Below are 26247 nucleotides of genomic sequence, written 5' to 3' on the forward strand. Positions count from 1 at the left end.
ACCCGGCCTGGTCGCCCGCCGGAGAGAACCCCCCTCCTCTCCGGCGGGACTTTTTTGTCCCTGGATACCGGCAGCGCATGAAAAAAGCGGAGCGCCGATGACGCGCCGCCCAGGTCTCCGTACCCGATTATTCCCGTCCGCCTAGTTCGCCCGGCGCATCGAGTGCCCGTCGTGGAACAAATGCACCTTGTCCGGATCCGCCGTCAGTTTCACGGTTTCGCCGCGCAGCCCCTTCTGGATGCCCGGCAGCTTTGCGATCATGCCCGGTTCCGCGCCATCGGCATCGAAATAGAGCAGCGTCACCTCGCCCAGCGCCTCGGTGATGTCCACCTTCCCCGAGAAGATGTGCTGCCCCTCGGTCGGTGCGAAATCCTCGGGGCGGACGCCGATATTGACCGTCTTGCCCTTGTCGCCCTCGGTGGTCGGAATCGCCGACACCGCAACCCCGCCATCGGCCAGCTCGACGGTTGTCGTCTCGCCCGTGCCGGTGATCTTGCCGGGCAGCAGGTTCATCGACGGCGAGCCGATGAACTGGGCCACGAATTCGTTTTCCGGGCGCTCATAGAGCTCGAGCGGGCTGCCGACCTGCGCGATGCCCTTGTTGGCCAGCACCACGATCCGGCTGGCCAGGGTCATCGCCTCGACCTGGTCATGCGTCACGTAGATCATGGTGCGGTCCGGCATCGCCTCCTTGAGACGCGCGATCTCGATCCGGGTAGCGACCCGAAGGGCGGCGTCCAGGTTCGAGAGCGGCTCGTCGAACAGATAGACCTTGGGATCGCGCACGATCGACCGACCGATCGCCACCCGCTGCCTCTGGCCGCCCGACAGCGCCTTGGGCAGCCGGTCCAGATACGGGTCGAGCTGCAGCACCTTGGCCGCCTTGTCCACGGCCTCGTCGATCTCGGCCTGCGATTTCTTGGCCAGTCTCAGGGCAAAGGACATGTTCTCGCGCACCGTCATGTGCGGGTAGAGCGCATAGGACTGGAACACCATCGCGATCCCGCGCTGGGCGGGCGGCACGTCGTTCATGACCTGCCCGTCGATCTGCAGCTCGCCGCCGGTGATCTGTTCCAGACCCGCGATCATCCGCAGCAGGGTGGACTTGCCGCAGCCCGAAGGGCCAACGAAGACGATCAGTTCGCCGGTGTCGATATCGAGGTTGATATCCTTCAGCACGCTCACCGAACCGCCATAGGTCTTGTCGACGCCTGTCAGCTTGAGATTGGCCATCCCTGTCCCTTTCCTAATGTTCGATTTGAACGGCAAGCGCCGGTTGCCACGGGCCCAGATGCAGCTTGCCGTCCGGCGCCGGCGCCGCGCTGCCCAGCTCCAGCCCGACCTGGTGCCACTCGCCCTGGGGCATATCCATCACCGCGGGCTCGCCGCTCAGGTTCACCGCGCAGAACAGCGTCTCGCGGCCGTGCCGGCGGACGAAATGCACGATGCTGCCCTCGTTTTCCAACCGGTCGTGGCTTCCCTTGGTCAGCGACGCATGGGTATGCCGGAAGGCAATCGCCTTGCGATAGTGATGCAGCAGCGCGCCGGGATCGCGCTCCTGCGCGGCCACCGAGCGTTGCAGGTGATCGTGGCTGACCGGCAACCACGGAGAGCCCGCGCTGAAGCCGCCATTCTGGTTCGACGGCTCCCAGGGCATCGGTGTGCGACAGCCGTCGCGGCCCTTGTATTCCGGCCAGAACTCCTTGCCATAGGGGTCCTGCAGATCCTCGAAGGCGACATCCGCCTCGGGCAGGCCCAGCTCTTCGCCCTGATAGAGGCAGACCGAGCCGCGCAGGCACATTTGAAGCGTGCACAGCGCCCGCAGGGCGGCCGGGTTCAGATCCCACCGGGTCGCGTGGCGCGCAACATCATGGTTCGAGAAGGCCCAGCAGGCCCAACCATCCGCCGCCGCCTCGTCGGTGCGGCGCAGCACCTCGATCACCCGCGCCGCGGTCGGTTTGGTCTTGGACAGGAACTCGAAGCTATAGCACATCTGCACCTTGTCGTTGCCCGATGTGTATTCGCCCATGATCTCCAGCCCGCGCTGGGCGTCGCCCACCTCGCCCACGGCCGCGGCCGCCGGGTATTCCTCGAGCACCGCGCGGAACCGGCGCAGGAAGTCCAGGTTCTCGGGGCGGTTCTTGGAATAGATGTGCTCCTGGTGGTTATAGGGGTTCACGCTGGGCGCGATGGAATCGTCGCGCCGCTCAGGCTCCAGCGCGGGATTGTCGCGCAGCTGGTCGTCGTGGAAATAGAAGTTGATCGTGTCCAGCCGGAAGCCGTCGACGCCCCGGTCCAGCCAGAACCGCGCGACGTTCAACAACGCGTCCTGAACCTGCGGGTTGTGAAAGTTCAGGTCGGGTTGCGAGGTCAGGAAGTTGTGCAGGTAATACTGCTCGCGCCGGGAATCCCAGTGCCAGGCCGACCCGCCGAAGATCGACAGCCAGTTGTTGGGCGGCGTGCCATCGGGCTTGGGGTCGGCCCAGACATACCAGTCCGCCTTGGGATTATCCCGCGACGCGCGGCTTTCGATGAACCAGGGGTGCTGGTCCGAGGTATGCGACAGCACCAGGTCGATCATCACCCGCAACCCGTGCGAATGGGCGGCACTGACCAGCGAATCGAAATCCGCCAGGCTGCCGAACATCGGATCGACGTCGCAATAGTCGCTCACGTCATAGCCGAAATCCTTCATCGGCGAAGTGAAGAAAGGCGACACCCAGATCGCATCCACGCCGAGCGAGGCGATATGCGGCAGACGGTTGGCGATCCCCAGCAGATCGCCGATTCCGTCCCCGTTATTGTCCTGGAAGCTGCGCGGATAGATCTGGTAGATCACCGCGCCGCGCCACCAGTCCTTGTCCGGCGTAAGTTGTGCGGGCATGTCGAATTCCGCCTTGATGTTCATTGTCAGTCCCTATTTCACCGACCCGGCCAGCAGGCCGCGGACCAGGTATTTCTGCATTGCGAAGAAGACCGCGAGCGGCACCGCGATCGACACGAAGGCCGCGGTGGCGAGGATTTCCCAATTGCCGCCGCGGGTGCCCAAAAGCTCCACGATCTGCGCCGTCATCACGGTTGTCTGCCCGGTGGCGTCGATCAGGAACACCTTGGCGACCAGCAGGTCGTTCCAGGTCCACAGGAACTGGAAGATCGCGAAGGAGGCCAGCGCCGGAAAGCTGAGCGGCAGGATGATCTTGGTGAAGATCTGGAATTCGGTCGCCCCGTCCACCCGCGCGTTCTCGATGATGTCGCGCGGCAGGCCGACCATGTAGTTGCGCAAGAGGTAGACCGCCAATGGCAGGCCGAACCCCGTATGCGCCAGCCAGACGCCCAGATATCCCTTGCCGATGCCGATCCCCAGATGCAGACGCAGCAGCGGGATCAGCGCCAGTTGCAGCGGCACCACCAGCAGGCCGACAACGCAGGCGATCAGCAGGGCCCGGCCCGGGAAGTCCATCCAGGCCAGCGCATAGGCCGCAAAGGCCGCCACGACGATCGGGATGATCGTCGCCGGGATGGTCACCGTCAGCGTGTTGAAGAACGCCTTGGCCATGCTGTCCGTGGCGTCGCCCGACAGCAGCACCTGCCGATAGTTCTCCAGCGTGAAGTCCGGCGGCGCGGTGATCGAGACGAACACCCGCTGGCCGCGGCCCGAGATCTGATCGTCGTCGCCGCGCCACTCGTAGCCGCCATCGGCCATGAGCGTGAGGCTTTCGCCCTCACCCAGGTCGGCGGTCTCGCCGGGCTCATAAGCGGCCACGTCCCGCGACGAGGTACCCCAGGCGCGGATGTCGGTCTGGGTGCCGTGATCGCTGTCGTCAAAGATGTTGCCCGACACTACGAACCCGTCGCCATCGGCCACCCGGTTGTCCTCGGGATCGGCGGCGCGCAGTACCACATTCTGCTCGGTCGGAAAGATCGACGCCCACCAGCCCGAGCTGGAAATCTGGTCCGCCGTGCGGAAGGACGACACGAACAGTCCCACGGTCGGGAACAGCCAGAGCGCCACCAGCAGGGCCACCGAGATATGCACGGCCCATGTCAGGCTGGATTTGGTTCCTGCGATATTGTCCATCTCTCAGCCCTCGCTCAGCGCATTTCCTTGCGCGCGTTGTAGACGTTCCAGATCAGGATCGGTGAGACCAGGACCATGATGACGATGGCGCTGGCCGAGCCGACGCCCCAGTCGTTGGTGCGGAACAGCTTGTCATACATGTAGTTGGCCAGAACCTGCGTCTCCCACTGGCCGTTGGTCATGGCGAACACGATGTCGAAGATCTTGAGGACGACCAGGGTAATCGTCGTCCAGACCACCACGATCGTGCCCATGATCTGCGGCAACTTGATCTTGAAGAAGATCTGCAGCGGGTTGGCGCCGTCGACGATCGCGGCCTCGATGGTCTCTTCGGGGATGCCGCGCAGCGCCGCCGACAGGATCACCATGGCAAAGCCGGTCTGGATCCAGATCAGCACCACCATCAGGAAGAAGTTGTTCCAGAACGGGATGGTCAGCCATTGCTGCGGCACACCGTATGGCAGGCTCGCGAACAGGGTCTCGACCACCGAGATCAGCGACAGCACCACCAGATAGACCGAGGCCGCCGCGACCAGCACCCGCAGCGGAACGAAGCCCGCACCGCCGCCTTTTTCCCTGGAGTTCATGATCGGCTGCACGAAGATCCAGCCGACATAGGCGACAATTCCGGCAAAGCAGAGCAGGATCAGGATCGGCAGCAGCTTGAGGAACAGGAAACTGCCCGCGCCGCCCTCGAACTGCAGCCAGATCGCGTTCAGCACGCCGATCTGCGCCTGGTCCTCGGGGCGGGTGTCGTAGATCAGCTTGAAGATCACCGAAGCGCCGACGAACGAGATCGCCATCGGCATGAAGATCAGCGACTTGGCCAGACTGCCCCATTTGATCCGGTCGGTCAGCTGCGCGGCCAGCAGGCCGAACGCGGTCGAGGCCGCCGGCACCACGATCAGCCACAGCATGTTGTTGCGCATGGCCTCCCAGAACTTGGGCTCGCTGAACATCTGTGAGTAATTGGCCAGCCCGACAAAGGCGCCGTCCTGGGTCCGGTCGGTCAGCGACAGGCGCAGGGTCTCGACCACAGGGTAGGCCAGGTAGAGCCCCAGCGCGAACAGCGCCGGAAACAGGAACAGCCAGGGGCGGACGATGTTGGCGCGGTTGATGTTGCGCCCCGCATTCGGCCCCCTGGCCGGGAACAGCACCCGGTCGAGCAGCTGGTTCGAGAGGTAGAAATACCCGATGCAGCCGCCGACACCGATGATGATCGTCAATAAACCCTGAATCGCAGGATGCATGGCGCCCTCCCTGGAACTGGCTGGTATTGGTCAGAAACGTCAGTAAACGGGATGGCCCATGAGGACGGGCCATCCCGGTCGGGCTGCGCCTACTTCAGCGCCTCCCAGGAGGATTGGATTTCGGACGCGACCTCTTCGGCAGGCTTGCCGCCGGCATAGTCCACCATGCCGGTCCAGAAGCTGCCCGCGCCGACACCGCCGGGCATCAGGTCGGACCCGTCGAAACGGAAGGTCGTCGCACTGAGCAGGATGTCGTTCATCTTGCGCAGGGTCGGATCCGAGAACTTCTCGGGGTCCACGCCCGTATGCGGGGTCAGGAAGCCCGAGAGACCCATCCAGATCTCATGCGCCTCGGGCGTCTGCAGATAGGCGATCAGGTCGTGCGCCGCCTCGTTCTCGTTGGTGATGGCCCACAGCGTGCCAGCACCCAGAACCGGGGTGCCCAGGTCCTTTTCCTCGTAGGCAGGGAAGTAGAAGAAATCGACATCCTCGCCCACGACCATGCCTTCGGGGAAGAAGGCCGGGATGAAGCTGGCCTGCCGGTGCATGTAGCATTGCGGCGGGGCATCGAAGAGACCCTTGGGGCTGTCGCGGAAATCGGTGGTCGCCACCGCGCCGGCGCCGCCGGCCACATAGTCGTCGTTGCGCGCGAACTCGCCGAACTCCTCGATGGCGCCGACGACACGCTCGTCGTCGAACGGGATCTCGTTGGCGACCCATTGGTCATAGACCTCGGGCGGCTGTGTCCGCAGAAGCATGTCCTCGACCCAGTCGGTCGCCGGCCAGCCGGTCGCGCCGCCCGAACCCAGGCCGATGCACCACGGGGTCTCGCCATCCGCGACGATCTGGTCGGTCAGGGCCTTGAGCTCTTCCATCGTCTCGGGGATCTCATAGCCGGCGTCCTCGAAATTCTCGGGCAGGTACCAGACCAGCGACTTCACATCGACCTTGTAGAAGAAGCCATAGAGATCCTCGGACCCGTCCGGACCCTCGTAGGTTCCCAGATCGACCCAGGACTGGCCGGCGGCATAGTTGTCGCGGATCCAGTCGCCGGTGCCGTCCTTGAGCGGTGTCAGGAAACCTTCGCTGGCCATGTCCGATGCCAGGCCCGGCTGCGGGAACACGGCGACGTTCGGGGCCGATCCGGCCTCGGCGTCGATACGGATCTGCTGTTCGAAACTGTCGGAGCCGACATAGGCCACGTCATGGCCGCTCTTCTCGGCGAAATCGGCCAGAACGGTCTCGACATTCGCCTGGTCCGGACCCAGCCAGGGCCCGAAGACGGTCAGGCTTTCGGCCTGAGCCATCCCGGTGGACAGCGCCAGAACCCCGGCGCCTGCAAGAAACTGTTTCCTCATAATCTTCCTCCCATCAGCACAGATGTGCGGATTGTCCTCCTGAGTCGCGCTTTTCAAAGCGCTTTGAGTGACAGCGTTAGAGCAACCTTGACCCGACCTGTCAACACAAAGCTCAAAAATCACGCTAGGATGAATACTATAGGATCGCGCCATCATAATCCATTGACCATCGACGGAATCTGCCCTCTGATGCTGTCATCCGAAATCCAAACCGCTTTGACACCGATGAACCTCAAGACGCTGGCCGAAAAACTGAACCTGTCGCAAACCACGGTCAGCCGCGCCCTGAACGGCTATCCCGAGGTCAGCGAGGCCACCCGCCAGCGCGTCGAAGAGGCCGCGCGGCGGTTCAACTACCACCCCAACAGCCGCGCCAAGGGGCTGGCCACGGGCCGCGCGAGGGTGATCGGCCACGTCATCCCCTCTTCGACCCAGCACGAGATGGTCAACCCGATCTTCGGGGATTTTGTCGCCGGCGCGTCCGAGGCCTGCGCGCAGGCGGGCTATGACATGATCTTTTCCCGGGTCGCGGACGGCGACGAAGCGCAGGCCTACCGCGCGCTGATCTCGCGCGGGTCGGTGGACGGCATCATCCTGCAGGGCCCGCGGGTGAACGAGACGCGGATCCCGATCCTGAACGAGATCGGTATCCCTTTCATCGTGCATGGCCGCGCCAGCGGCATCTCGCAGCCCTATGGCTGGGTCGACGTGAACAACAAGCGGTCATTCCAGCGCGCCACCCGTTTCCTCACCGACCTGGGGCATCGGCGGATCGCCCTGATCAACGGGCTGGAGACGATGGATTTCGCCCATCGCCGCCGCGACGGCTATCTCAGCGCCCTGCGCGAGGCCGGCATCGACCCCGACCCGGCGCTGATGCGCAGCGCCGAGATGACCGAGATCTACGGGCATCGCGAAACCCGCGACATGCTGCGCATGGACGATCCCCCGACCGCGATCCTGGCGGCCTCGATGATCTCGGCCATCGGCGTGCGCCGCGCCATCGAAGAGGCCGGGCTGGTCATGGGGCGCGACGTCTCGGTCATCACCCATGACGACGATCTGTCCTACCTCAGGAACGGCGGAGACGTGCCGATCTTTACCGCCACGCGATCATCCGTGCGCCGGGCCGGCGGCATCCTGGCCGAGATGCTGATAGACCGCATCGAGAACCCCGCACCCGAACCGAACCGGCTCATGCTCGAGGCCGAACTGGTGGTCGGGCGCTCCACCGGGCCAGCCAAGACAGGACACTGACATGCAGCACAGCAGACAGGACTTTCCCGACGGATTTCTGTTCGGGACCGCCACTTCCGCCTATCAGATCGAGGGGCACGTCTTCGGCGGCGCCGGCCAGACCCACTGGGACAGTTTCGCGGCCACGCCCGGCAACGTGGTGCGGGCCGAAAACGGGGATCGCGCCTGCGACCACTACCACCGCTACGAGCAGGATCTGAACCTGGTCGCCGATGCCGGGTTCGACGCCTACCGGTTTTCCACCAGTTGGGCGCGGGTCATGCCGGACGGGCGCAGGGTCAATCCCGAGGGCCTGGATTTCTATGACCGGCTGACCGACGCGATGCTGGCCCGCGGGATCAAGCCCTGCGCCACGCTCTATCACTGGGAGCTGCCGCAGCCGCTGGCCGATATCGGCGGCTGGCGCAACCGCGACATCGCCGACCGCTTCGCCGATTTCACCAGCGCGATCATGGGCCGGATCGGCGACCGCATGTTCAGCGTCGCGCCGATCAACGAGCCCTGGTGCGTCGGCTGGCTGAGCCATTTCCTGGGCCATCACGCGCCGGGGCTGCGCGACATCCGCGCCACCGCGCGGGCGATGCACCACGTCCTGCTGGCGCATGGCCGCGCCATCCAGGCCATGCGCGCGCTGGGCATGGGCAATTTGGGCGCGGTGTTCAACATGGAATGGGCCGACCCGGCCGACGACACCGACGCCGCGCGCGCCGCGGCCGACCTCTATGACGGCTATTACAACCGGTTCTTCATGAGCGGGGTGTTCAAGCACAGCTATCCCGACACTGTTCTGGCCGGGTTAGAGCCGCATCTGCCCGAGAACTGGCAGGACGATTTTGCCACCATCGGCACCCCGGTCGACTGGTGCGGCCTGAACTACTACACCCGCAAACTGATCCGCCCCAGCGAGGGCCCCTGGCCGCATCACGAGGAGGCCGAAGGGCCGCTGCCCAAGACCCAGATGGGCTGGGAGATCTTTCCCGAGGGGATCCATCGCTTTCTCACCCGCACCGCGCGGGAATACACCGGGGACCTGCCGCTCTACGTGACCGAGAACGGCATGGCCAATCCCGATGAAATCGTCGACGGCGCGGTGCCGGACCAGGCGCGCATCGACTATATCGACGCGCATCTGGAACAGGCGAGGCGGGCGATCGACGAGGGCGTGCCGCTGCAGGGCTATTTCATCTGGTCGCTGCTCGACAATTACGAATGGGCGCTGGGCTATGAAAAGCGGTTCGGCCTGGTGCATGTGGATTTCGACACGCTGGAGCGCACGCCGAAAGCGTCCTATCACGCGCTGGCCCGCGCCCTGCGGCGCGGCTGAGCGGGCTCAGGCGCGCGGATCCAGCAGCTTGGTCAGAACGCCGTCGCGGGTGATCTGGCCGATCTGCGCGCCGTCCTCGACCACGCCGACCGGCTTGCCGGTTTCCTGCACGATGCCCATCACCTCGCGGATATCGGTGTCCGGGCCGCAGGTGATCGCCGCCTCGGTGTCCGAGGGCTGCATCACGTCGCGCGCGCACAGCACGCCCAGCGGGTTCATATGCGCCACGAAATCCGCCACGTAGTCGTTGGCCGGGTCCGAGAAGATCTCCTTGGGCGTGCCGCATTGCACGATCCGGCCACCCTCCATGATGGCGATGCGGTCGCCCAGCTTGAAGGCCTCGTCCAGGTCGTGGCTGACGAAGATGATGGTGCGTTTCAGGTCGCGCTGCAGCTCGATCAACTCGTCCTGCAACCGCGTCCGGATCAGTGGATCCAGCGCCGAGAACGGCTCGTCCATCAGCAGGATCGGCGCATCGGTGGCAAAGGCGCGGGCCAGCCCCACGCGCTGCTGCATGCCGCCCGACAGCTCGCCCACCTTGCGCTCGGCCCAGTCCGACAGACCCACCAGCGCCAGCTGCCGGTCCACCCGCTTGGCCCGTTCGTCGGCACCCACGCCGCCCAGCTCCAGGCCCAGCCCGACATTCTCGCGCACGCTGCGCCAGGGCAGCAGGCCGAATTGCTGGAACACCATCGCGATCCGCTCCAGCCGCATGTGGCGCAGGGTGGCGGCATCGGCGCCGGTGATGTCCACCATCCGATCGCCGTCATTGACCCGCACCGACCCGCGCACCACCGGGTTCAACCCGTTGACCGCCCGCAACAGGGTCGATTTTCCCGACCCCGACAGGCCCATCAGCACCAGGATCTCGCCCTCTTCCACGGTCAGCGAGCAATCATGCACGCCCAGCACCTGGCCGGTCGCCTTCTGGACCTCGCCACGGCTCTGCCCCTGATCCATCAGCGGCAAAGCGCTTGCGGGCTGCTTGCCGAACACGATGGACACCTTGTCGAACTCGACTGCCACGGTCATTTGCGTTCCACCCTCAGAATACGGTCCAGCATGATGGCCACCACGACGATGATGAAGCCGCTTTCAAACCCCAGCGACGTGTTCACCTGGTTGAGCGCGCGGACCACCGGAACGCCCAGCCCGTCGGCCCCGACCAGCGCCGCGATCACCACCATCGACAGCGACAGCATGATCGTCTGGTTTAGTCCAGCCATGATCTGCGGAAAGGCATAGGGCAGTTCGACTTTCCACAACCTCTGGCTGGAGGTGGCGCCAAACGCCTCGGCCGCCTCGAGCAGCGCGGTGGGTGTCGAGGACACCCCCAGATGCGTAAGCCGGATCGGCGCCGGCAGAACGAAGATCACCGTGGCGATCAGGCCCGGCACCATGCCGATGCCGAAGAACACGATGGCCGGGATCAGGTAGACGAAGGTCGGCAGGGTCTGCATCAGGTCCAGCACCGGCCGCATTGTTCGGTAAAGCGCCGGGCGATGCGCCGCGGCGATGCCGATAGGCGTACCGATGGCCATGCAGACCACACAGGCCGACAGCACCAGCGTCAGGCTTTCGGTGGTCTCTTCCCAGTAATCCTGGTTGAGGATGAAAAGGAACCCAAGCGCGACGAAGAGGCAGGTCCGCCAACTGCGCTGCAGCACCCAGGTCAGCGCTACGAACACTGCGACCACGATCAGCGGATGCGGGGTCTGCATGACCCACAGGATCGCGTCGATCAGTGCTTCCAGTGCCACCGCCAGCCCGTCGAAGAACCAGGCGCCATTGTCCTGCGCCCAGTCGAAAAGCGCGCCGGCGGTGTCGCCCACCGGAATCTTGTGTTCTGTCATCCAGTCAAGCATGAACGCTTCCTTCGCTTTGGCTTGGCACGTGTGCGGAAAACGGGCGCGTGTGGGGGCGGCGGCGGCGAGACGGGTCGCAGAGACCGTCATGCCAGAGTTCGTGTTCCACACCAACCCCATGACCCGCGGGCGCATCCTGCGCTGGAGGCTGGATGTGATTAATGCCGCCGCGATGCTGGTGTCCCCGGAACAGGGTCGAATGGCTCATGTCACGGCGGGGCGGACCCGAAGGCCCGCCCCTTGTGCCTTATTCCAGCGCGGCCTTGACCGCCGCGGCCGCATCGCCGCCATCCTTGGTGGTCACGCCGTCCAGCCAGGCCATGTAGGCATCCGGGTTGGCCTTGAGCCATTCCGTTGCCGCATCGGCCGGATCCTCGCCATCGTCCAGGATCGCGCCCATGATCTCGTTCTCCATCTCCAGCGAGAACTTGAGGTTGTTCAGCAGCGCGCCGACGTTGGGACATTCATCAACATAGCCTGCCCGGGTGTTGGTATAGACCGTGGCCCCACCCAGGTCGGGGCCGAAGAACTCGTCGCCGCCGGTCAGATAGGTCATGTCGTAATTGGCGTTCATCGGGTGCGGCTCCCAGCCCAGGAAGATCACCGGCTCGTCCTTGCGGGTGGCCCGCGCGACCTGCGCCAGCATCCCCTGTTCCGAGCTTTCCGCGACCTCGAAATCCTCCAGGCCGAAGGCGTTGCCGTCGATCATCGACTGGATCAGCCGGTTGCCGTCATTGCCCGGCTCGATGCCATAGATCTTGCCCTCCAGCGCGTCCTTGTGCGCGGCGATGTCTGCGAAATCGCCGATGCCAAGCGCCGCGCCCGGCGCGTTGGTCGCCAGCGTGTATTTCGCGCCCTCCAGGTTCTCGCGCACGGTGTCCACCGTGCCGGCCTCGCGGTAGGCGGCGATGTCGCCCTCCATCGTGGGCATCCAGTTGCCCAGGAAGATATCCACGTCGCCCTCGGCCATCGAGGTATAGGTCACCGGCACCGACAGGACCTTGATGTCCGTCTCATAGCCCAGCGCCTCGAGCACGACAGTCGTCGCGGCAGTGGTCGCGGTGATGTCGGTCCAGCCGACATCCGAAAAGGTCACGGTGCCGCATTCGGCAGAGGCGGTGCCGGCCAGCGCGGTCAGCGCCAGCGCGGAAAGGGCGGTTTTCATGGTCATTGTCAGCTCCCCGTTTTCTTGATTGACGAGTCAATTAAAATCCAACAAGCTTCACATTGCAACTCATTTGAGCTGCTGGGTCGAAGCTCGCGCCACGAGCCTATTGGCGGTTGCCTGCCGGTCAAGCCACCATTTGGCACCGTGCAAGGCGATCCGGGGCCATGGCCAGGAACGAAACAGGCGGATATGGAAGCGGATTTTGTCATCGTCGGGGCCGGGTCGGCCGGGTGTGCAATGGCCTATCGGCTGTCCGAGGCCGGGGCCTCGGTGCTGGTCATCGAACATGGCGGCAGCGATGCCGGCCCGTTCATCCAGATGCCCGCGGCGCTCAGCTATCCGATGAACATGTCGATGTATGACTGGGGCTTTCAGACCGAGCCCGAGCCGCATCTGGGCGGCCGGCGCCTGGTCACGCCGCGCGGCAAGGTGATCGGCGGGTCGTCCTCGATCAACGGCATGGTCTATGTGCGCGGTCACGCGCGCGATTTCGACCATTGGGCGGAAAGCGGCGCGGCGGGCTGGGGCTATGCGGATGTGCTGCCCTATTACAAGCGCATGGAATCATGGCACGATGGCGGGCATGGCGGCGACCCCGCCTGGCGCGGCACCGACGGTCCGATGTATGTGACCCGCGGGCCGCGCAGAAACCCGCTCTACCAGGCCTTTGTCGATGCCGGACGGCAGGCCGGCTATGAGGTCACCGACGACTACAACGGCGAAAAGCAGGAAGGGTTCGGACCGTTCGAGCAGACCGTCTGGAAGGGCCGGCGCTGGTCCGCGGCCAACGCCTATCTGCGCCCCGCGCTGAAGCGGCCCAATTGCGAGTTGGTGCGCGCGCTGGCCCGAAAGATCGTGATCGAGGATGGCCGAGCCACCGGTGTCGAGGTCGAACGCGGCGGACAGGTCGAGGTGATCCGCGCCCGGCGCGAGGTGGTTCTGGCCGCCTCGTCGATCAACTCGCCCAAGCTCCTGATGCTGTCGGGAATCGGTCCGGCGGCGCATCTGGCCGAACACGGGCTGGAGGTGATCGCCGACCGTCCAGGCGTGGGCCAGAACCTGCAGGACCACCTGGAGATCTATTTCCAGATGGCCAGCAAGCAGCCGATCACGCTCTACCGCTATTGGAACCTGTTCTGGAAAGGCGTGATCGGCGCGCAATGGCTGTTCACCAAGACCGGGCTGGGCGCATCCAACAATTTCGAGAGCTGCGCCTTCATCCGCTCACGTGCCGGCGTGGAATATCCCGACATCCAGTATCACTTCCTGCCGATGGCGGTGCGCTATGACGGCAAGGCCGCCGCCGAGGGGCACGGATTCCAGGCCCATACCGGCCCGATGCGCTCGCCCTCGCGCGGCGAGATCACGCTGAAGAGCGCCGATCCCAAGGCCGCACCGCGCATCTTCTTCAACTACATGTCGACCGAGCAGGACTGGGTCGATTTTCGCACCTGCCTGCGGCTGACCCGCGAGATCTTCGCGCAGGAGGCCTTTGCGCCTTATGTCAAACACGAAATCCTGCCGGGGGCCGACCGGACCACAGATGACGAGCTGGACGGTTTTGTCCGCGAGCATGCCGAAAGCGCCTATCACCCCTGCGGGACCTGCCGGATGGGGGCGGCGGACGATCCCGGCGCGGTCGTCGACCCCCACGCCCGGGTGATCGGGGTCGATCGGCTGCGCGTGGCCGACAGCTCGATCTTTCCACGCATCACCAACGGCAACCTGAACGCGCCGTCGATCCTGGTCGGCGAAAAGGTCAGCGATCACCTGCTGGGGCGCGATGCCCTGCCGCCCGCGAACGACCGGCCGTGGATGCATCCCGACTGGAAGAGCAGCCAGCGCTAGAGCTGGTTTCCGGCCCCGAGCCGGTGGGCGATGGCCTGCAGGATGATGGAGTTGGTGTTGACGTCGGAATAGTTCTCGACCGGCAGGCCGGTCTCGACGAAGACGCCGGTGGAAAATCCCAGACCCTCGATCCGCGCGCGGTCGCGGACGTGTTTCATCAGCAACTCGGAGTAGGGATGCGGATGCACCGCATGCCACAGATAGGCGGCCTTGGAACTGACCAGCGCGATCTTGCGCTGGAAGGTCTCGGTTGAATACCGGGGATCGTCGGACACCGTCTCGACGCCCCAGCGCCGCGCCTCCGATCCGATGTCCAGCCCCTGATAGGTGAACCACGGGCTCTGGTTCACCGGGATTTCGGATACGCAGACCAGATCCCCGGTCCGGGCATAGGATTGCGCCTGCTCGGTGAACAGCACATCGGCCAGATACCGTGTCTCGGGCGACCAACCCAGCTCGATCGCCTCGAGCAGCAAGGGCTCGGCCCCGAGGAGACCGATCTCATCCGCGGCATAGAGAAGCCGCATCCTCTGGTCCGCCTGCGACGACGACGCCGGATCATAGCGATAGGGCGAACGCACGGGCTTGTCGATCCGCTCGAAGGCCCGGGTCATGTAGTGGGTGCAGTGCGACAGGTAGAACGGCGCCGCGCGGCCGCGTTCCACATTGTGATAGATCCCGTCCGAGATCGTGGCGGCGATGTCCCATTCCTCGACCTTGGCATCGATGATAGGCAGCAACTCCGGCTCCTGCCGTAGCCGCGTCAGGGCCGAGAAAAGCCGGCCATTGTCGCAGGCGTTGAATTCCCGCGTCAGCACGCGCCCGCTCTTGGCCGAGATCTCGCTGGCCGGCAGGCGCATGCCGTTGATCTCGCTCACCGGAAGCAGGCCGAGCACCTGTTCCGCCCGGGCCAGGAATTCCGCTCGCGGCAGAAGCGCGAGATTTCCGGCCGATTGCAGCCCCAGAAGGTAGGAGCCGATATCCCACATGGTGATCTTGTCATAGACGAAGTCGCGACCGGGCCGGTCGAACACGGTGGCCGGAACCAGGCCCGTGCGCTCGTGCCGCCGGCTTTCCAGATAGGTCAACGCCAGTTCCGCGTCCTTCATCAGCAGCCGGTCCTCACGCCCGGTCTTGCCGGCTGGCACAAGCGGCGCGGCCAGGTCCCGCAGGTTCTGTTCGCGCCGGAACTTGTCGAACACCGGGTCGATGGGCGTATGCGTCGCCAGATAGGCCGCGCGGTCCACGAACTCGGTGCCCGCGCCCTCGACCAGATCGCCCAGCGCCGCCGCCAGGCGCACCCGCTCGCCGCCCGAGGCCAGCAGATCCGGTGCGATGCGGATCACCGCATCCTGGTAGCGGGACAACATCCCGTCCAGCCGCGCGATATCCGTGGCCGTGCGCAGATCCACGACCCGCCCCATGCGCAGATGCCCATCGGCGTCGATGCCCTGCGTCTGGCCCGGCTGTTGCAGCGCCGCCCCGACCCATTCCGTCGCGCGCCGCGCGCCCCCCTCGTCCCGCGGCCAGCACAGGGGCGTCGGTGCGGTGTCATCCTGCGCCGCGTCCAGCCCGTCGCCCGGCAGGCGGAAGGTCGGGCAATTCACGGGCTGGAACGGCCTTTCCGGGGCCGGGGCCGCAATGGCCCCCGAAGAAAGCCCGCGGATGCCGACATCCGCCAGGCGCCGGGCGAAATCCTCCAGCGCAGATGCCGGCGGGTCCGGTTGTGAGGGGTCCAGAACCAGGTGGATCTTCCGGCGATACCCCGGCAGGCTTTGGAGGTGAAAATCCGATGGCAGGGCCAGGTTGATTCGACCATTCGCGACCGCGCCAAAAACCCGCTCCACAATCGCGGATCCCAGGACATTCGCCTCGGATTCCGACAGATTGTCGATGTTTCTGAGGGCAATCTTGAGAGTCCCCGGGTTGGACTGGTCCGCCAGAAATTCTACTGCTGATTGCAGCCGCGCGTCAGATTCCGAGATCATCCAGGTCGCCCCGCCGGCCACGCGCAGGATCTCGCGGTCGGAGTATTCATAGAGCGGCCGGATGTTTCCGGGCGGCAGAATGAGCAGGTTTCGCAGGCCGGCGGCGCGGAATCCGCGCGGCCGTTCGATCCTGTCAGGCCAGTCGTCCGTGGCGGTGACAACGCGGTCGATCGCACCAATATCGCCGTCGCCATCGGCAAAGGCTTCGAGTATCCGGGCACGGATTTCCATCGCCGTACGCCCCTGGAAATAGGGCTTCATCTTGCTAATTCCCTGCATGTGCAAGGCAATCTCACCAAGCCCCGAATAGTTCAGCGCCAGGCGCGAAAAAAACCGTCGCAACGCGGCCGTGCGCAGCGGGTCGGTTCCCCGCCACCACGCGATGTCGAAAGAGAAGGTGAACGCGATCCCGGCTTGCGCCAGCGGCGTCACCAAAGCGCGCAGAACCGGCTCGGGCACGGCGGGCGAGACGTCGGAGAACACCAGGAACACATTCGTCGATCCGACCTCGGCCCGCAGCGGGACCGCGCGCAAGGACGTGGCGGCCAGCCCGGCGGCACCGGCCTGCAAGATCTGTCGCCTGTTCAGTCCACTCTGCAAGTCCAACAACCTTTGCGATAGTTGCACCGGATCTCCGGCGCCGCGCTTGCGCGCATTTCCCTTGGACACCCCCGAACTATAGAGCTTTAATCAAACGGCGCGCGGTCATCATTACTTGATCGTGCCTGGTCCGGGGGGGCTACGTTTTGCGTTTTGGTGGGTTCAAGCCCTCCGTCGGGCCGATCCGTCGGCAGGGCGGCGGCATCAATCAGGTTTTTGGCGCGGGTTCGCCTGTTCGGGGCAAGGTCCTCGTGGCGCTTGCCTCGTCCTTCTTCATCCTTCTCGGCCTGTGGGTTGCGGGCCTGACGCTCAGCGTTCTGATGGAACAGGGACCGCAAGGGCAGAACCTTGTGGCCCGGAATGCTCACACCCCGGGAACGCAGCCGCTGTTCGATTTCGAAACCGACGGCGCAGTGGATCTGGCGGTGGTCGAGCCGCATTCCCATGATCACGCTGCCGCCGCGCCGCAGGGCTGCACCAAGGGCGTCACGCCCGGTCGCGCCGGGTTCCAAAATGTCTTCGCCACAGTTCCGGTGCAACTGGAATGGATGGAAACCTCGCTTGCGCAGGCGTGCGACGCGGTCGATGTGGTGATGCCCGAGTGGTACCACCTGGACGACGCTGGGCTCAGGACGCTGGCCAACACCGCTCCTGCCGCGGACAACGGCGTGACCCTGGACGGGCTTGGCACCGGATACCAGGCGATGCCGGTGGTGCGGGTGCCGGGCGATGCGCCTGATGCGCTGGTACATCTGACCGAGCCCGATTCGCGGGCGCGGCTGGTGCGCGAACTGGCGCGCGTCACGACCTTTCCCGATCATGCCGGCGTATGCGTCGACCTGTCGGCCCTGCCCGTTGGACAGCTGGGCAGCATGGGCACCTTCGTTTCGGAGTTCGCGCGCGCGGTGTCGGACACCGGCCGGGACAGCTGCATCGCGCTTGGCGCCGACGCTCTGGACGGCGGCGCCAGCGGCTTGCTGGACATCACCGACAGGGTTCTCGTCAAGGCGTTCCGGCACAGGCTGGACAGCGGGACGCCGACCCCGGTCTCTGGTCGGGACTGGTACCGCGACACGCTCGCTGCCGCAACCACAGCCATCTCGCCCGAACGCCTGGTCCTGATGCTGGGCGCGGGTGGCCGCGCCTGGGAAAGCGGCCGGTCGGGCAGCGTTGCCATCGATTATGCCACTGCGATGGAGGGGCTTGCGGGCAACCGCGGTCGCAGCAAATTCGCAACCGCGTCGGAAAACACGCTGATCACCTATCTGGATTCGACAGGCAGGCGGCATCAGATCTGGCTTGCCGGAGCCGCGACGACCTACAACCAGATGCTCGACGCGCGGAGCGCCGGGGTGCGCAATATCGGGATCTGGGGCCTCGGCCGCGAGGATCCCAGCCTGTGGCCGCTTCTGACCGAAGCCACGCTCGACGCCGAGACCGCGCTGCCTCTTCTGGAACAGGTCGATCTGTCCGGTCACGTCCGCTATTCGGGCGAAGGCCCGTTCCTGGATTTCACTGAAAGCGGCGCTGCCGGACGCCGGACGGTTCGCATCGATGCGCAGACCGGCCGCGTCGCCGACCTGCGCTATGCCGCTCTGCCGCGCCCCTACTCGGTGCGGCGCTGGGGCCGGCCGGACGAAAAGGTCGTGGCGCTGACCTTCGACGATGGCCCGGACACGGCGGCGACCGGGCCGATCCTGGACATTCTGGCCGAGGCCGGTGTCACGGCGTCCTTTTTCCCGGTCGGAACGCAGATGCTGGTCGAACGGGACATGGTTCGCCGGGTCATCAACGAGGGCCATCTGGTCGGTTCGCACAGCTTCTCTCACAGCCAGATGGATCAGGTCAGCGACCGGCGCATCCGGACCGAGCTGAACCTGCAGGCGCGGATCTTGGCCAGCGTGGCCGGGCACACGCCGGTCATGTTCCGGGCACCCTTCGTGCGCGGGCGCGGGCCGATTGCCGGGACGATCGCGCAGAAGATGCACATGGTCGACCAGATAGGCTATCTGACCCTCGGCAGCGAGATCGTGCCCCCCGACTGGGAGATCGAGAGCGCCGACCAGATCACCGAATTCATCATCCGCTCGGTGCTGGACGGCGATGGCAACGTCATCCTTTTGCATGACGGCGGCGGCGACCGCAGCGCCACTGTCGAAGCCCTGCCCGCCGTCATCAGCGGACTGCGCGCCGAAGGCTACCGCTTCGTCAACCTCGACGAGTTGGCCGGACTGGGCCGCGCTGACCTGATGCCGGTGGAGTTCGGGTCGCGCAAGGTCTTCGAACGCTACGCGATCGCCGCCCTGGGCGGCGGTTTGAGCGTTCTGAAAGTCGCGTTCTGGGTGGTGATCGGGCTGGGCCTGTTCCGGGCGCTTGTCATGTTGACGCTGGCCCTGCGGCGCGGCCGCGACAGCACGGTCCTTCCCCTGCATCGGCCCAGTGTCACCGTGCTCGTGCCGGCTTATAACGAGGAAAAGGTCATCGTCCGCACCGTGCGGTCGATCCTCGCCTCGCGCTATCGGAACCTGTCGGTGATGGTCGTCGACGACGGATCCACCGACGACACCAAGGGCGTGGTGCAGCGCGAATTCGCCAACGATCCGCGCGTGACCCTGCTGTCCCAGCGAAACCAGGGTAAGTGGAAAGCCGCCAACACGGCCTTCGGCAGCGTGACCAGCGAGATCGTTGTGGCCATCGACGCCGACACGCTGGTCGATCCCGAGGCGATCGGCCGGCTGGTTCCGCATTTCGCCGATCCCGATGTCGGCGCCGTGGCCGGCAATGTCATGGTCTGCAACCCGGGCAACCTGCTGACCCGGCTGCAATCGGTCGAATACATCACCGCCCAGAACATCGACCGCCGCGCCTTCGAGACCCGCAACGCGATGATGGTCGTCCCCGGGGCGATCGGCGCCTGGCGCGTTGACGCCGTGCATGATGCCGGGCTCTATTCGGCGGAAACCATGACCGAAGATGCCGACCTCACCGTCTCGATCCTGCGCTGCGGCTACCAGGTCCGCTTCGAGGAGCGGGCCTATACCTTTACCGAAGCGCCCGAGACCGTTCGCGCCTTCCTCGCGCAGCGCCTGCGCTGGTCGCTGGGCATGATGCAGACCGCCTGGAAACACCGCCGCGCGCTGCGCGAGCAGGGCGCGCTGGGCCGCTGGACCTTTCCCGATCTGCTGATCTTCGGCGTGCTGATCCCGGTCTTTGCGCCGGTCGTGGACCTGGTCATCCTGCTCGCACTGGCCGGCATAGCCGTCGACCTGGTGCAGGGCACACCGATTCTGGACGGGCCTGTGTCGGGGATGGTTCTGGCCGGGTGCCTGGTTCTGCCGGTTATCGAGACGATCGTAACCGTAACGGCGTTCGTGCTGGAACCGAGGGCAAGCAGGAGACTGTTGCTGGTCCTGCCCATGCAGCGCATCTTTTTCCGCCCGCTGCTGACACTCACCGTCTACCGCGCCCTGTGGCGCGCGCTGACCGGCCGGCTGGCCAGCTGGAGCAAGCTGCGGCGCACGGCCTCGGTGAATCTGGCGGAACTTGTCAAACAACAACCGGCCTATGCGCTTACGTCGGAAACGTCCGGCAGCCGCTCTCGGTGATCGGCCCGCGGGCAACCGGATAGTTCGGCTGGGGGTTCATGATGATCTTCTGCACGCCGGTGAAGGAATAGGCGCATTGCGTCGCGCGCGTCTCGCCGGCCCGCCGCCCGTCGATATAGACATCCAGCCACGGAAGCCCCCTGTGCCCGCTGTGACACGGGCCATCCTGCGGACGCAGACCATCGCCGCACACATCCTCGACGATCACGTATTTCCGCAGCTTGGTCAGGTAGAACCGGGTGCCCGCCGGGTAGTCCAGCGTCTGGCGCCCGCCCGAGATGACATGGCCCACGGCAATGGTGATCGGGTCGGTGTAGGTTCCGGTGCCGCCGGCAGAGCGGCGCAACACCGGGCGCGCGATGGCGGCGGATCCGCGGGGGGTATTGTCCCAGAAACTGTATCCGGTGATATAGGCCGGGAAGCTGCGCTCGCGCGGGGCCGCACGGACGGCGCTCACCGATTCAAGCTCGGAGTTCGGCAGGTTCGCCCGGCTTGCGGTGGGATTGCCGGTGGAACACGCACTCAGTACGGCGGCCAGTCCAAGGGTCAGCGTCAGCCTGGTAATTCTGTTCATGTCCCACCTTCGCGCAGCTATCGTTCCACCTTCCTTAACTTACGCAACATTAGGTCATCGGTAGGGCGAGGAAAGCGCATAAAATGGGCATAAACATGCTGGAAACCGGGCGTGATCAGCAAATGATCGCCGGGATTCAGGTCGATCGCCACCGCTTGCCGCCGCCAAGGACCAAGAGGATCTTGCACAAGACCCCCTTCCAAAAGCCGCGAATTCGCCCTACATATTCGAACCAGAGAATGTTTCGGCGCGCCACCCGCACCCGAGACGCAAGCAACAGGAGACGCAGCATGGAAACCGAATTCACTCCTTTCGCCTCGCTGGCCGGCGGCGCGCTGATCGGCGTCGCGGCGGTGCTGCTGATGCTCTCGCTGGGTCGCATCCTCGGGGCGACCGGGATACTTGCCGGCCTTTTGACCCCGGCGAACCCGCGCGAGTTTGCCTGGCGCGCGGCGATGATCCTGGGCATGATCTCGGGACCGCTGGCTGTTCTGGCGCTGACCGGTTCGATGCCGGAAATCGAGGTCCCGGTCTCGACCCCGATGCTGGCGCTGGGCGGGCTGATCGTCGGTGTCGGTGTCACCTTCGGATCCGGTTGCACCTCGGGGCACGGGGTCTGTGGCATGGCTCGTCTGTCGCCCCGGTCGATCGCCGCGACGGCGACCTTCATGGCGGCGACCTTCGCCACCGTCTATGTCATCCGCCACGTGATCGGAGCCTGACCCATGCGCCTTCTCGTCACCTATGCGATCGGCCTGATCTTCGGCATCGGCATCTCGGTCTCGGGCATGATAAATCCGGCCAAGGTCCTGAATTTCTTTGACATCGCGGGATCCTGGGATCCGTCGCTGGCCTTTGTGATGGGTGGCGCGCTGGCCGTCACCTTCCTGGGCTACCGCCTGGTCCTGTCCCGCTCCGCACCGGTCATGGGACCGGAATTCCAGTTGCCGACGAAACGCGACCTGGACCCGAAACTGATCGGCGGATCGGCTCTGTTCGGGGTGGGCTGGGGCATTGCCGGCTTCTGCCCCGGCGGCGCCCTGCCGGCGCTGGGAACCGGCCGGTTCGAGGTCGCGATCTTTGTCGCGGCCCTGATTGCGGGTATCCTGCTGGCCCGCGCGATCCAATCCACCATGCGGCGCCGCAACACCGACGCGCCCGCATGACCCCGCATCACGAGGATTTCGACATGGCCCAATACCCCGTGAACATGGACCTCCGGCCCAAGGTCGATGCGTTCTTCGACGAGGCGACCAACACGATCAGCTATATCGTGCAGGACCCGACATCGGACGCCTGCGCCATCGTCGACAGCGTGATGGACATCGACTATGCCGCCGGTCGCATCACCCATGACCATGCCGACAGGCTGATCGACACGATCCGGCAGCGCGGCCTGACGCTGGAATGGATCATCGAGACCCATGTCCATGCCGACCACCTGTCCGCCGCGCCCTATATCCAGGACAAGCTGGGCGGCAAGGTCGGCATCGGGGCGAATATCCAGCTGGTGCAGGACACCTTCGGCAAGATCTTCAACGAAGGCACCGAGTTCCAGCGCGACGGCAGCCAGTTCGACGCCCTGTTCCAGGATGGCGATACCTACACCGTGGGCCACATGCAGGGTTTTGCCATGTTCACGCCGGGGCATACGCCCGCCTGCATGGTGCATGTGATGGGCGATGCGGCCTTTGTGGGCGACACGCTCTTCATGCCCGATGGCGGCTCGGCCCGCGCCGATTTTCCCGGCGGCGATGCCGGCACGCTCTACGACTCGATCCAGAAGGTGCTGTCCCTGCCCGACGCCATGCGCCTGTTCATGTGCCACGATTACGGCCCCAACGGCCGCGACATCCAGTGGGAGACGACCGTGGCCGAGGAAAAGGCCAACAACATCCATGTCGGCGGCGGCAAGACGCGCGAGGAGTTCATCAAGTTCCGCACCGAGCGGGACGCGCAGCTGGCCATGCCGCGGCTGATCATCCCGTCGCTTCAGGTGAACATGCGCGCCGGAGAGATCCCGACCGACCAAGATGGCAATCCGCAGCTCAAGGTGCCGGTCAACAAGCTCTGATATCCGGCCGCATCAGGCCGGCATGCGACCCCGGGGACATCGCCCTCAGAGCAGATCCATGCCCAGATCCTGAAGCTGTTGCAGCAACGGGCTTGCGGCGTCGAGCAGGCTGTCCAGATCCGCCGCCAGAAACGCGTCACGGGACATCTGGTCGGCCCGGATACCGGTCAGTGTCAGGCTGCTGTTGTTGCCGGGCAACCCGAACACCAGATCACCGCCGGCCTGTGAGACCAAAATGTCCGATGGCGCCGAGCTTTTGAACACAAGCTGGTCGCATTCGGGATCGAAGCCTACGATCTGGCGATGGGCGCCCCAGCTCCAGTCCAGCTCCACCTGCTCGGCCTGCGGCCCGAAGGGCTCGCAGGAGGTTGCCGCGCCCAACAGCACCGGCATGTCCCCGCGCTGGGCCAGGTCGGCCAGTTCCGCGCGGACGCTGTCGTCGCGCGCATGCACGTTGCCGGGATCCAGCTGCGCCGCGGTCACGCCGCTCAGCAGCAGGCTTTGCTGGTTCGACGGAACGGCCAGAAGCAGGCCCTGTGGCGTGTCGGCGATGTCGATCTGCTCGGCCGAAAACCAGTCGATGAACAGCGTGTCCCGCGCGGGGTCGAAATCGTCGATGACCTTGTGGGTGCCCCACGCCCAGACAACCGCCACATCCGCCGAGGCCACGGTGATTCCGTCACCATCGAACATCCCCGGGGGCAGCGTCTGCGGGCCAAGCCCCTCGTCCCCGGTCAGGCGATCCTGGAAATAGGCGATCGAGTCGGCCACCGTGGGCGTGTCGAACCCGGCATATTGTTCGACATACTGCAGAAGCGTTGTACCATACTCGTCCTGCGCCACCGCCCCGTTCAGCAACAGATCGGCCACCGCCGTTGCACCCCCCAGATGCGCCGCTGCCAGAAGGCCCGACTGGGTCAGCTGAACCGTGACCGGCGCGCCGTCTTGATGATAGGTCGCCGTGGTGCCCAGGAAGTCCTCGATCGCCCGGCCATGCTCGGCCAGGCCGTCCGAGATCAGCCCGAGGTTCAGGCCGAACGCCTCGCGGATCGCCACCTCCTGCGCGTCGGCGGTCAGGAAAGCATCCAGCGAGTCGATCCCGTTCTTGCCGGTCCAACTGCCGGTCCAGGTGTTGACCGGCGCGCCGCTGCCATAGAACACGTCGGCGTCGTAATATCCCAGGTCGATCAGCAACGCCTCGCCGAACTGGTAGCCGACGAAACCCAGGGAGTTCTTCGAGCGATAGGACATCTCCTCCCACTCGGTATCGGTCAGCTGGCCCCAGCTTTCGTAGCCGGGGAAGAACTCCGCCACGCTTCCGCCGGCCCAGTCGTCCAGTTCGCTTTCGAGGATGATCCCCTTGTCGTAGCGCGGACGATCCCAGCCCGACTCGTAGCCGAGCAACGATTGCAGAAATTGTCCGAACGTGCTGCTTGGCATTGGTTTTCGCCCGCGTCCAGCTTGGGCGAGATCCGCCCGGTTGCATTACCCTGGGAACAGAACGCACGGGAATCCTGCTCTGGGCATGGCGGAAATTGATCGGAATTGTGGCATTTCCGGTGTTTTCTAACGGATCGTGGCGGCTGGTCGCCTTCTGCCGTTCCCGGCACGGCCAGAGTTGAGTTTGCCGCGCAAAGCGCCTATCTCGGGCCAGAAAACCCACAAAGGACACGGCGCGTGGCGAACCACCTCTACAAGAACGATCTTCCCGACGGGCTGAACCTGGGCCCGATCGTCGCGATCGATTGCGAAACCATGGGACTGAACCCGCACCGGGACCGGCTCTGCGTGGTGCAGATGTCGGGCGGCGATGGCGACAGCCATATCGTGCAGGTCGAGAAGGGACAGGATCGCGCGCCCAACCTGGCCGCGATGCTGGAGGATCCGCAGGTGCTGAAACTCTTCCACTTCGGGCGCTTCGACATCGCCGCGCTCTATCACGCTTTCGGCGCGCTGGCCGCGCCGGTCTACTGCACCAAGATCGCCAGCCGGCTGGTGCGCACCTATACCGACCGGCACGGGCTCAAGAACCTGTGTTCCGAGCTTCTGGGCATCGACATCTCGAAACAGCAGCAGATGAGCGACTGGGGCGCCGAAACCCTGAGCGAGGCGCAGCTGGACTACGCCGCTTCGGACGTGCTCTACCTGCACCGCCTGCGCGACGAGCTGGATCACCGGTTGGAGCGCGAGGGCCGCGTCGACATGGCACGGTCCTGTTTCGAGTTCCTGCCGATGCGCGCACGGCTGGATCTGGCCGGCTGGCCCGAAATCGACATCTTTGCACACTCATGACCGAGACCGAGGCATTCCTGGCCACCGCAAGGCAAGTGGTCGCCGACGAGGCAAGGGCGCTGGAGGTGCTGGCCGGTGCGCTGGATGACCGCTTTGCCGACGCCGCGCGGCTGATCCACGGCGCCACCGGCCGTGTCATCGTCAGCGGCATCGGCAAGTCCGGCCATATCGGCCACAAGATCGCCGCAACCCTCGCCTCGACCGGAACGCCGGCCTATTTCGTGCATCCCGCCGAGGCCAGCCACGGCGATCTGGGCATGGTCTCGGGCAACGACGTGGTGCTGGCGATCTCGAATTCGGGCGAAGCGCCCGAACTGGTCAACCTGCTGGCCTTCACCCGCCGCTTTGGAATTCCCCTGATCGGGCTGTCCAGCAATCCCGACAGCACACTGATGACGCAATCCGACGTGCAGCTGCTGATCCCGTCGATGGGCGAGGCCTGCGGCTTTGGCATCGTGCCGACGATCTCGACCACCCTGACACTGGCGATGGGCGATGCGCTGGCCGTGGCCCTGATGAAGTATCGCGATTTCCGGCCCGAGGATTTCCGTGCCTTCCACCCCGGCGGCAAGCTGGGATCGCGGCTCAGCCGGGTGCGCGACCTGATGCATGCGGGCGATGAGTTGCCGATGGTCGGGACCGGCACCGGCATGGGCGAAACCCTGCTCGAGATGAGCCGCAAGGGCTTTGGCGTGGTCGGCGTCACCGAAAGCGACGGAAGCCTTGCGGGGATCATCACGGATGGCGACCTGCGCCGCCACATGGCCGGGCTGCTCGACCAGACCGCCGGCGACGTGATGACCCGCACCCCGACGACGATCGCCCCCGACGCGATGGCCGAAGAGGCCGTTGCGGTCATGGACAACCGCAAGATCACCTGCCTGTTCGTGATCGATCCCGAGGCCCCGGGCAAGGCGGCAGGTATCCTCACGATCCACGACTGCCTGCGCGCCGGGCTGGGCTGAG

The 26247-nt window shown here is 65.3% G+C and carries 20 protein-coding genes; 9 read left to right on the forward strand and 11 right to left on the reverse strand.

The window, feature by feature from the left end; genetic code table 11:
* Positions 1-141: 141 nt before the first annotated feature.
* From BMX57_RS08450 to BMX57_RS08470, 5 genes are all read right to left on the reverse strand, one after another.
* Complete coding sequence (locus BMX57_RS08450) at positions 142-1233, reverse strand: ABC transporter ATP-binding protein (RefSeq protein WP_092365061.1); 1092 nt, start codon at positions 1231-1233, stop codon at positions 142-144.
* Positions 1234-1246: 13 nt separating this feature from the next.
* Positions 1247-2908, reverse strand: coding sequence for a beta-galactosidase BglA (gene bglA / locus BMX57_RS08455; RefSeq protein ID WP_229724217.1), 1662 nt, complete (start codon positions 2906-2908; stop codon positions 1247-1249).
* Between the two features lie 9 nt (positions 2909-2917).
* The gene (locus BMX57_RS08460; protein WP_092365064.1) at positions 2918-4078 is read right to left on the reverse strand and encodes a carbohydrate ABC transporter permease; all 1161 of its coding nucleotides are present in this window, start codon (positions 4076-4078) and stop codon (positions 2918-2920) included.
* A gap of 14 nt (positions 4079-4092) precedes the next feature.
* Entirely contained in the window at positions 4093-5328 is a 1236-nt protein-coding gene (locus tag BMX57_RS08465; protein ID WP_092365067.1) for a carbohydrate ABC transporter permease, read from the reverse strand.
* Positions 5329-5417: 89 nt separating this feature from the next.
* On the reverse strand, positions 5418-6686 hold the full coding sequence (locus BMX57_RS08470) for an ABC transporter substrate-binding protein (protein WP_092365070.1): 1269 nt from the start codon (positions 6684-6686) through the stop codon (positions 5418-5420).
* Between the two features lie 225 nt (positions 6687-6911).
* On the opposite strand from BMX57_RS08470, the gene BMX57_RS08475 reads away from it, so the two are divergent.
* Complete coding sequence (locus BMX57_RS08475) at positions 6912-7943, forward strand: substrate-binding domain-containing protein (protein WP_092365547.1); 1032 nt, start codon at positions 6912-6914, stop codon at positions 7941-7943.
* Between the two features lies 1 nt (position 7944).
* Positions 7945-9267: a GH1 family beta-glucosidase gene (locus tag BMX57_RS08480; RefSeq protein WP_092365073.1), complete on the forward strand. Its 1323-nt coding sequence runs from the start codon at positions 7945-7947 to the stop codon at positions 9265-9267.
* A 6-nt stretch (positions 9268-9273) separates the two neighbouring features.
* Here BMX57_RS08480 and choV read toward each other — a convergent pair whose 3' ends face one another.
* From choV to choX, 3 genes are all read right to left on the reverse strand, one after another.
* Positions 9274-10299 (reverse strand): choline ABC transporter ATP-binding protein, encoded by a 1026-nt coding sequence (choV, locus tag BMX57_RS08485; RefSeq protein ID WP_092365076.1) that lies wholly within the window; start codon positions 10297-10299, stop codon positions 9274-9276.
* Positions 10296-11132, reverse strand: coding sequence for a choline ABC transporter permease subunit (choW, locus tag BMX57_RS08490; RefSeq protein ID WP_092365079.1), 837 nt, complete (start codon positions 11130-11132; stop codon positions 10296-10298). Before choW ends, choV begins: the two co-directional genes overlap by 4 nt.
* 247 nt (positions 11133-11379) lie before the next feature.
* A complete protein-coding gene (gene choX / locus BMX57_RS08495; protein WP_092365082.1) occupies positions 11380-12303 on the reverse strand; it encodes a choline ABC transporter substrate-binding protein in 924 nt (307 codons plus the stop codon).
* 186 nt (positions 12304-12489) lie between these two features.
* On the opposite strand from choX, the gene betA reads away from it, so the two are divergent.
* Positions 12490-14148 (forward strand): choline dehydrogenase, encoded by a 1659-nt coding sequence (betA, locus tag BMX57_RS08500; RefSeq protein ID WP_092365085.1) that lies wholly within the window; start codon positions 12490-12492, stop codon positions 14146-14148.
* Here betA and BMX57_RS08505 read toward each other — a convergent pair.
* Positions 14145-16706: a DUF3131 domain-containing protein gene (locus tag BMX57_RS08505; protein WP_092365089.1), complete on the reverse strand. Its 2562-nt coding sequence runs from the start codon at positions 16704-16706 to the stop codon at positions 14145-14147. The genes betA and BMX57_RS08505 overlap by 4 nt on opposite strands.
* Before the next feature lie 281 nt (positions 16707-16987).
* Here BMX57_RS08505 and BMX57_RS08510 point away from each other — a divergent pair, with 281 nt between their 5' ends.
* Positions 16988-20341 carry a trifunctional glycoside hydrolase family 18/polysaccharide deacetylase/glycosyltransferase family 2 protein gene (locus tag BMX57_RS08510; protein ID WP_143057914.1) on the forward strand — a complete coding sequence of 1118 codons (3354 nt, stop codon included), beginning with the start codon at positions 16988-16990 and terminating at the stop codon, positions 20339-20341.
* Here BMX57_RS08510 and BMX57_RS08515 read toward each other — a convergent pair.
* Positions 20307-20915 (reverse strand): hypothetical protein, encoded by a 609-nt coding sequence (locus BMX57_RS08515; protein WP_229724218.1) that lies wholly within the window; start codon positions 20913-20915, stop codon positions 20307-20309. The two genes, BMX57_RS08510 and BMX57_RS08515, sit on opposite strands and share 35 nt — an antisense overlap.
* A gap of 239 nt (positions 20916-21154) precedes the next feature.
* On the opposite strand from BMX57_RS08515, the gene BMX57_RS08520 reads away from it, so the two are divergent.
* Genes BMX57_RS08520 through BMX57_RS08530 form a run of 3 tightly spaced genes read left to right on the forward strand, consistent with a single transcriptional unit; the run spans position 21155 to position 22989 of the window.
* Positions 21155-21637 carry a YeeE/YedE family protein gene (locus BMX57_RS08520; protein ID WP_342341975.1) on the forward strand — a complete coding sequence of 161 codons (483 nt, stop codon included), beginning with the start codon at positions 21155-21157 and terminating at the stop codon, positions 21635-21637.
* A 3-nt stretch (positions 21638-21640) separates the two neighbouring features.
* Positions 21641-22081: a DUF6691 family protein gene (locus BMX57_RS08525; RefSeq protein WP_092365098.1), complete on the forward strand. Its 441-nt coding sequence runs from the start codon at positions 21641-21643 to the stop codon at positions 22079-22081.
* 23 nt (positions 22082-22104) lie between these two features.
* Complete coding sequence (locus BMX57_RS08530) at positions 22105-22989, forward strand: MBL fold metallo-hydrolase (RefSeq protein ID WP_092365553.1); 885 nt, start codon at positions 22105-22107, stop codon at positions 22987-22989.
* 45 nt (positions 22990-23034) lie between these two features.
* Here BMX57_RS08530 and BMX57_RS08535 read toward each other — a convergent pair whose 3' ends face one another.
* A complete protein-coding gene (locus tag BMX57_RS08535) occupies positions 23035-24429 on the reverse strand; it encodes a hypothetical protein (RefSeq protein WP_092365101.1) in 1395 nt (464 codons plus the stop codon).
* Between the two features lie 237 nt (positions 24430-24666).
* Between BMX57_RS08535 and BMX57_RS08540 the strand changes: the two genes are divergently transcribed.
* Both BMX57_RS08540 and BMX57_RS08545 read left to right on the forward strand, forming a co-directional pair.
* Positions 24667-25281 (forward strand): ribonuclease D, encoded by a 615-nt coding sequence (locus tag BMX57_RS08540; protein WP_092365104.1) that lies wholly within the window; start codon positions 24667-24669, stop codon positions 25279-25281.
* Positions 25278-26246, forward strand: a complete 969-nt coding sequence (locus BMX57_RS08545) for a KpsF/GutQ family sugar-phosphate isomerase (RefSeq protein WP_092365107.1) — start codon at positions 25278-25280, stop codon at positions 26244-26246. The genes BMX57_RS08540 and BMX57_RS08545 overlap by 4 nt, the downstream gene beginning before the upstream one ends.
* Position 26247 lies beyond the last annotated feature (1 nt).

It is taken from the genome of Cribrihabitans marinus, assembly GCF_900109035.1.
Taxonomy (GTDB): domain Bacteria; phylum Pseudomonadota; class Alphaproteobacteria; order Rhodobacterales; family Rhodobacteraceae; genus Cribrihabitans; species Cribrihabitans marinus.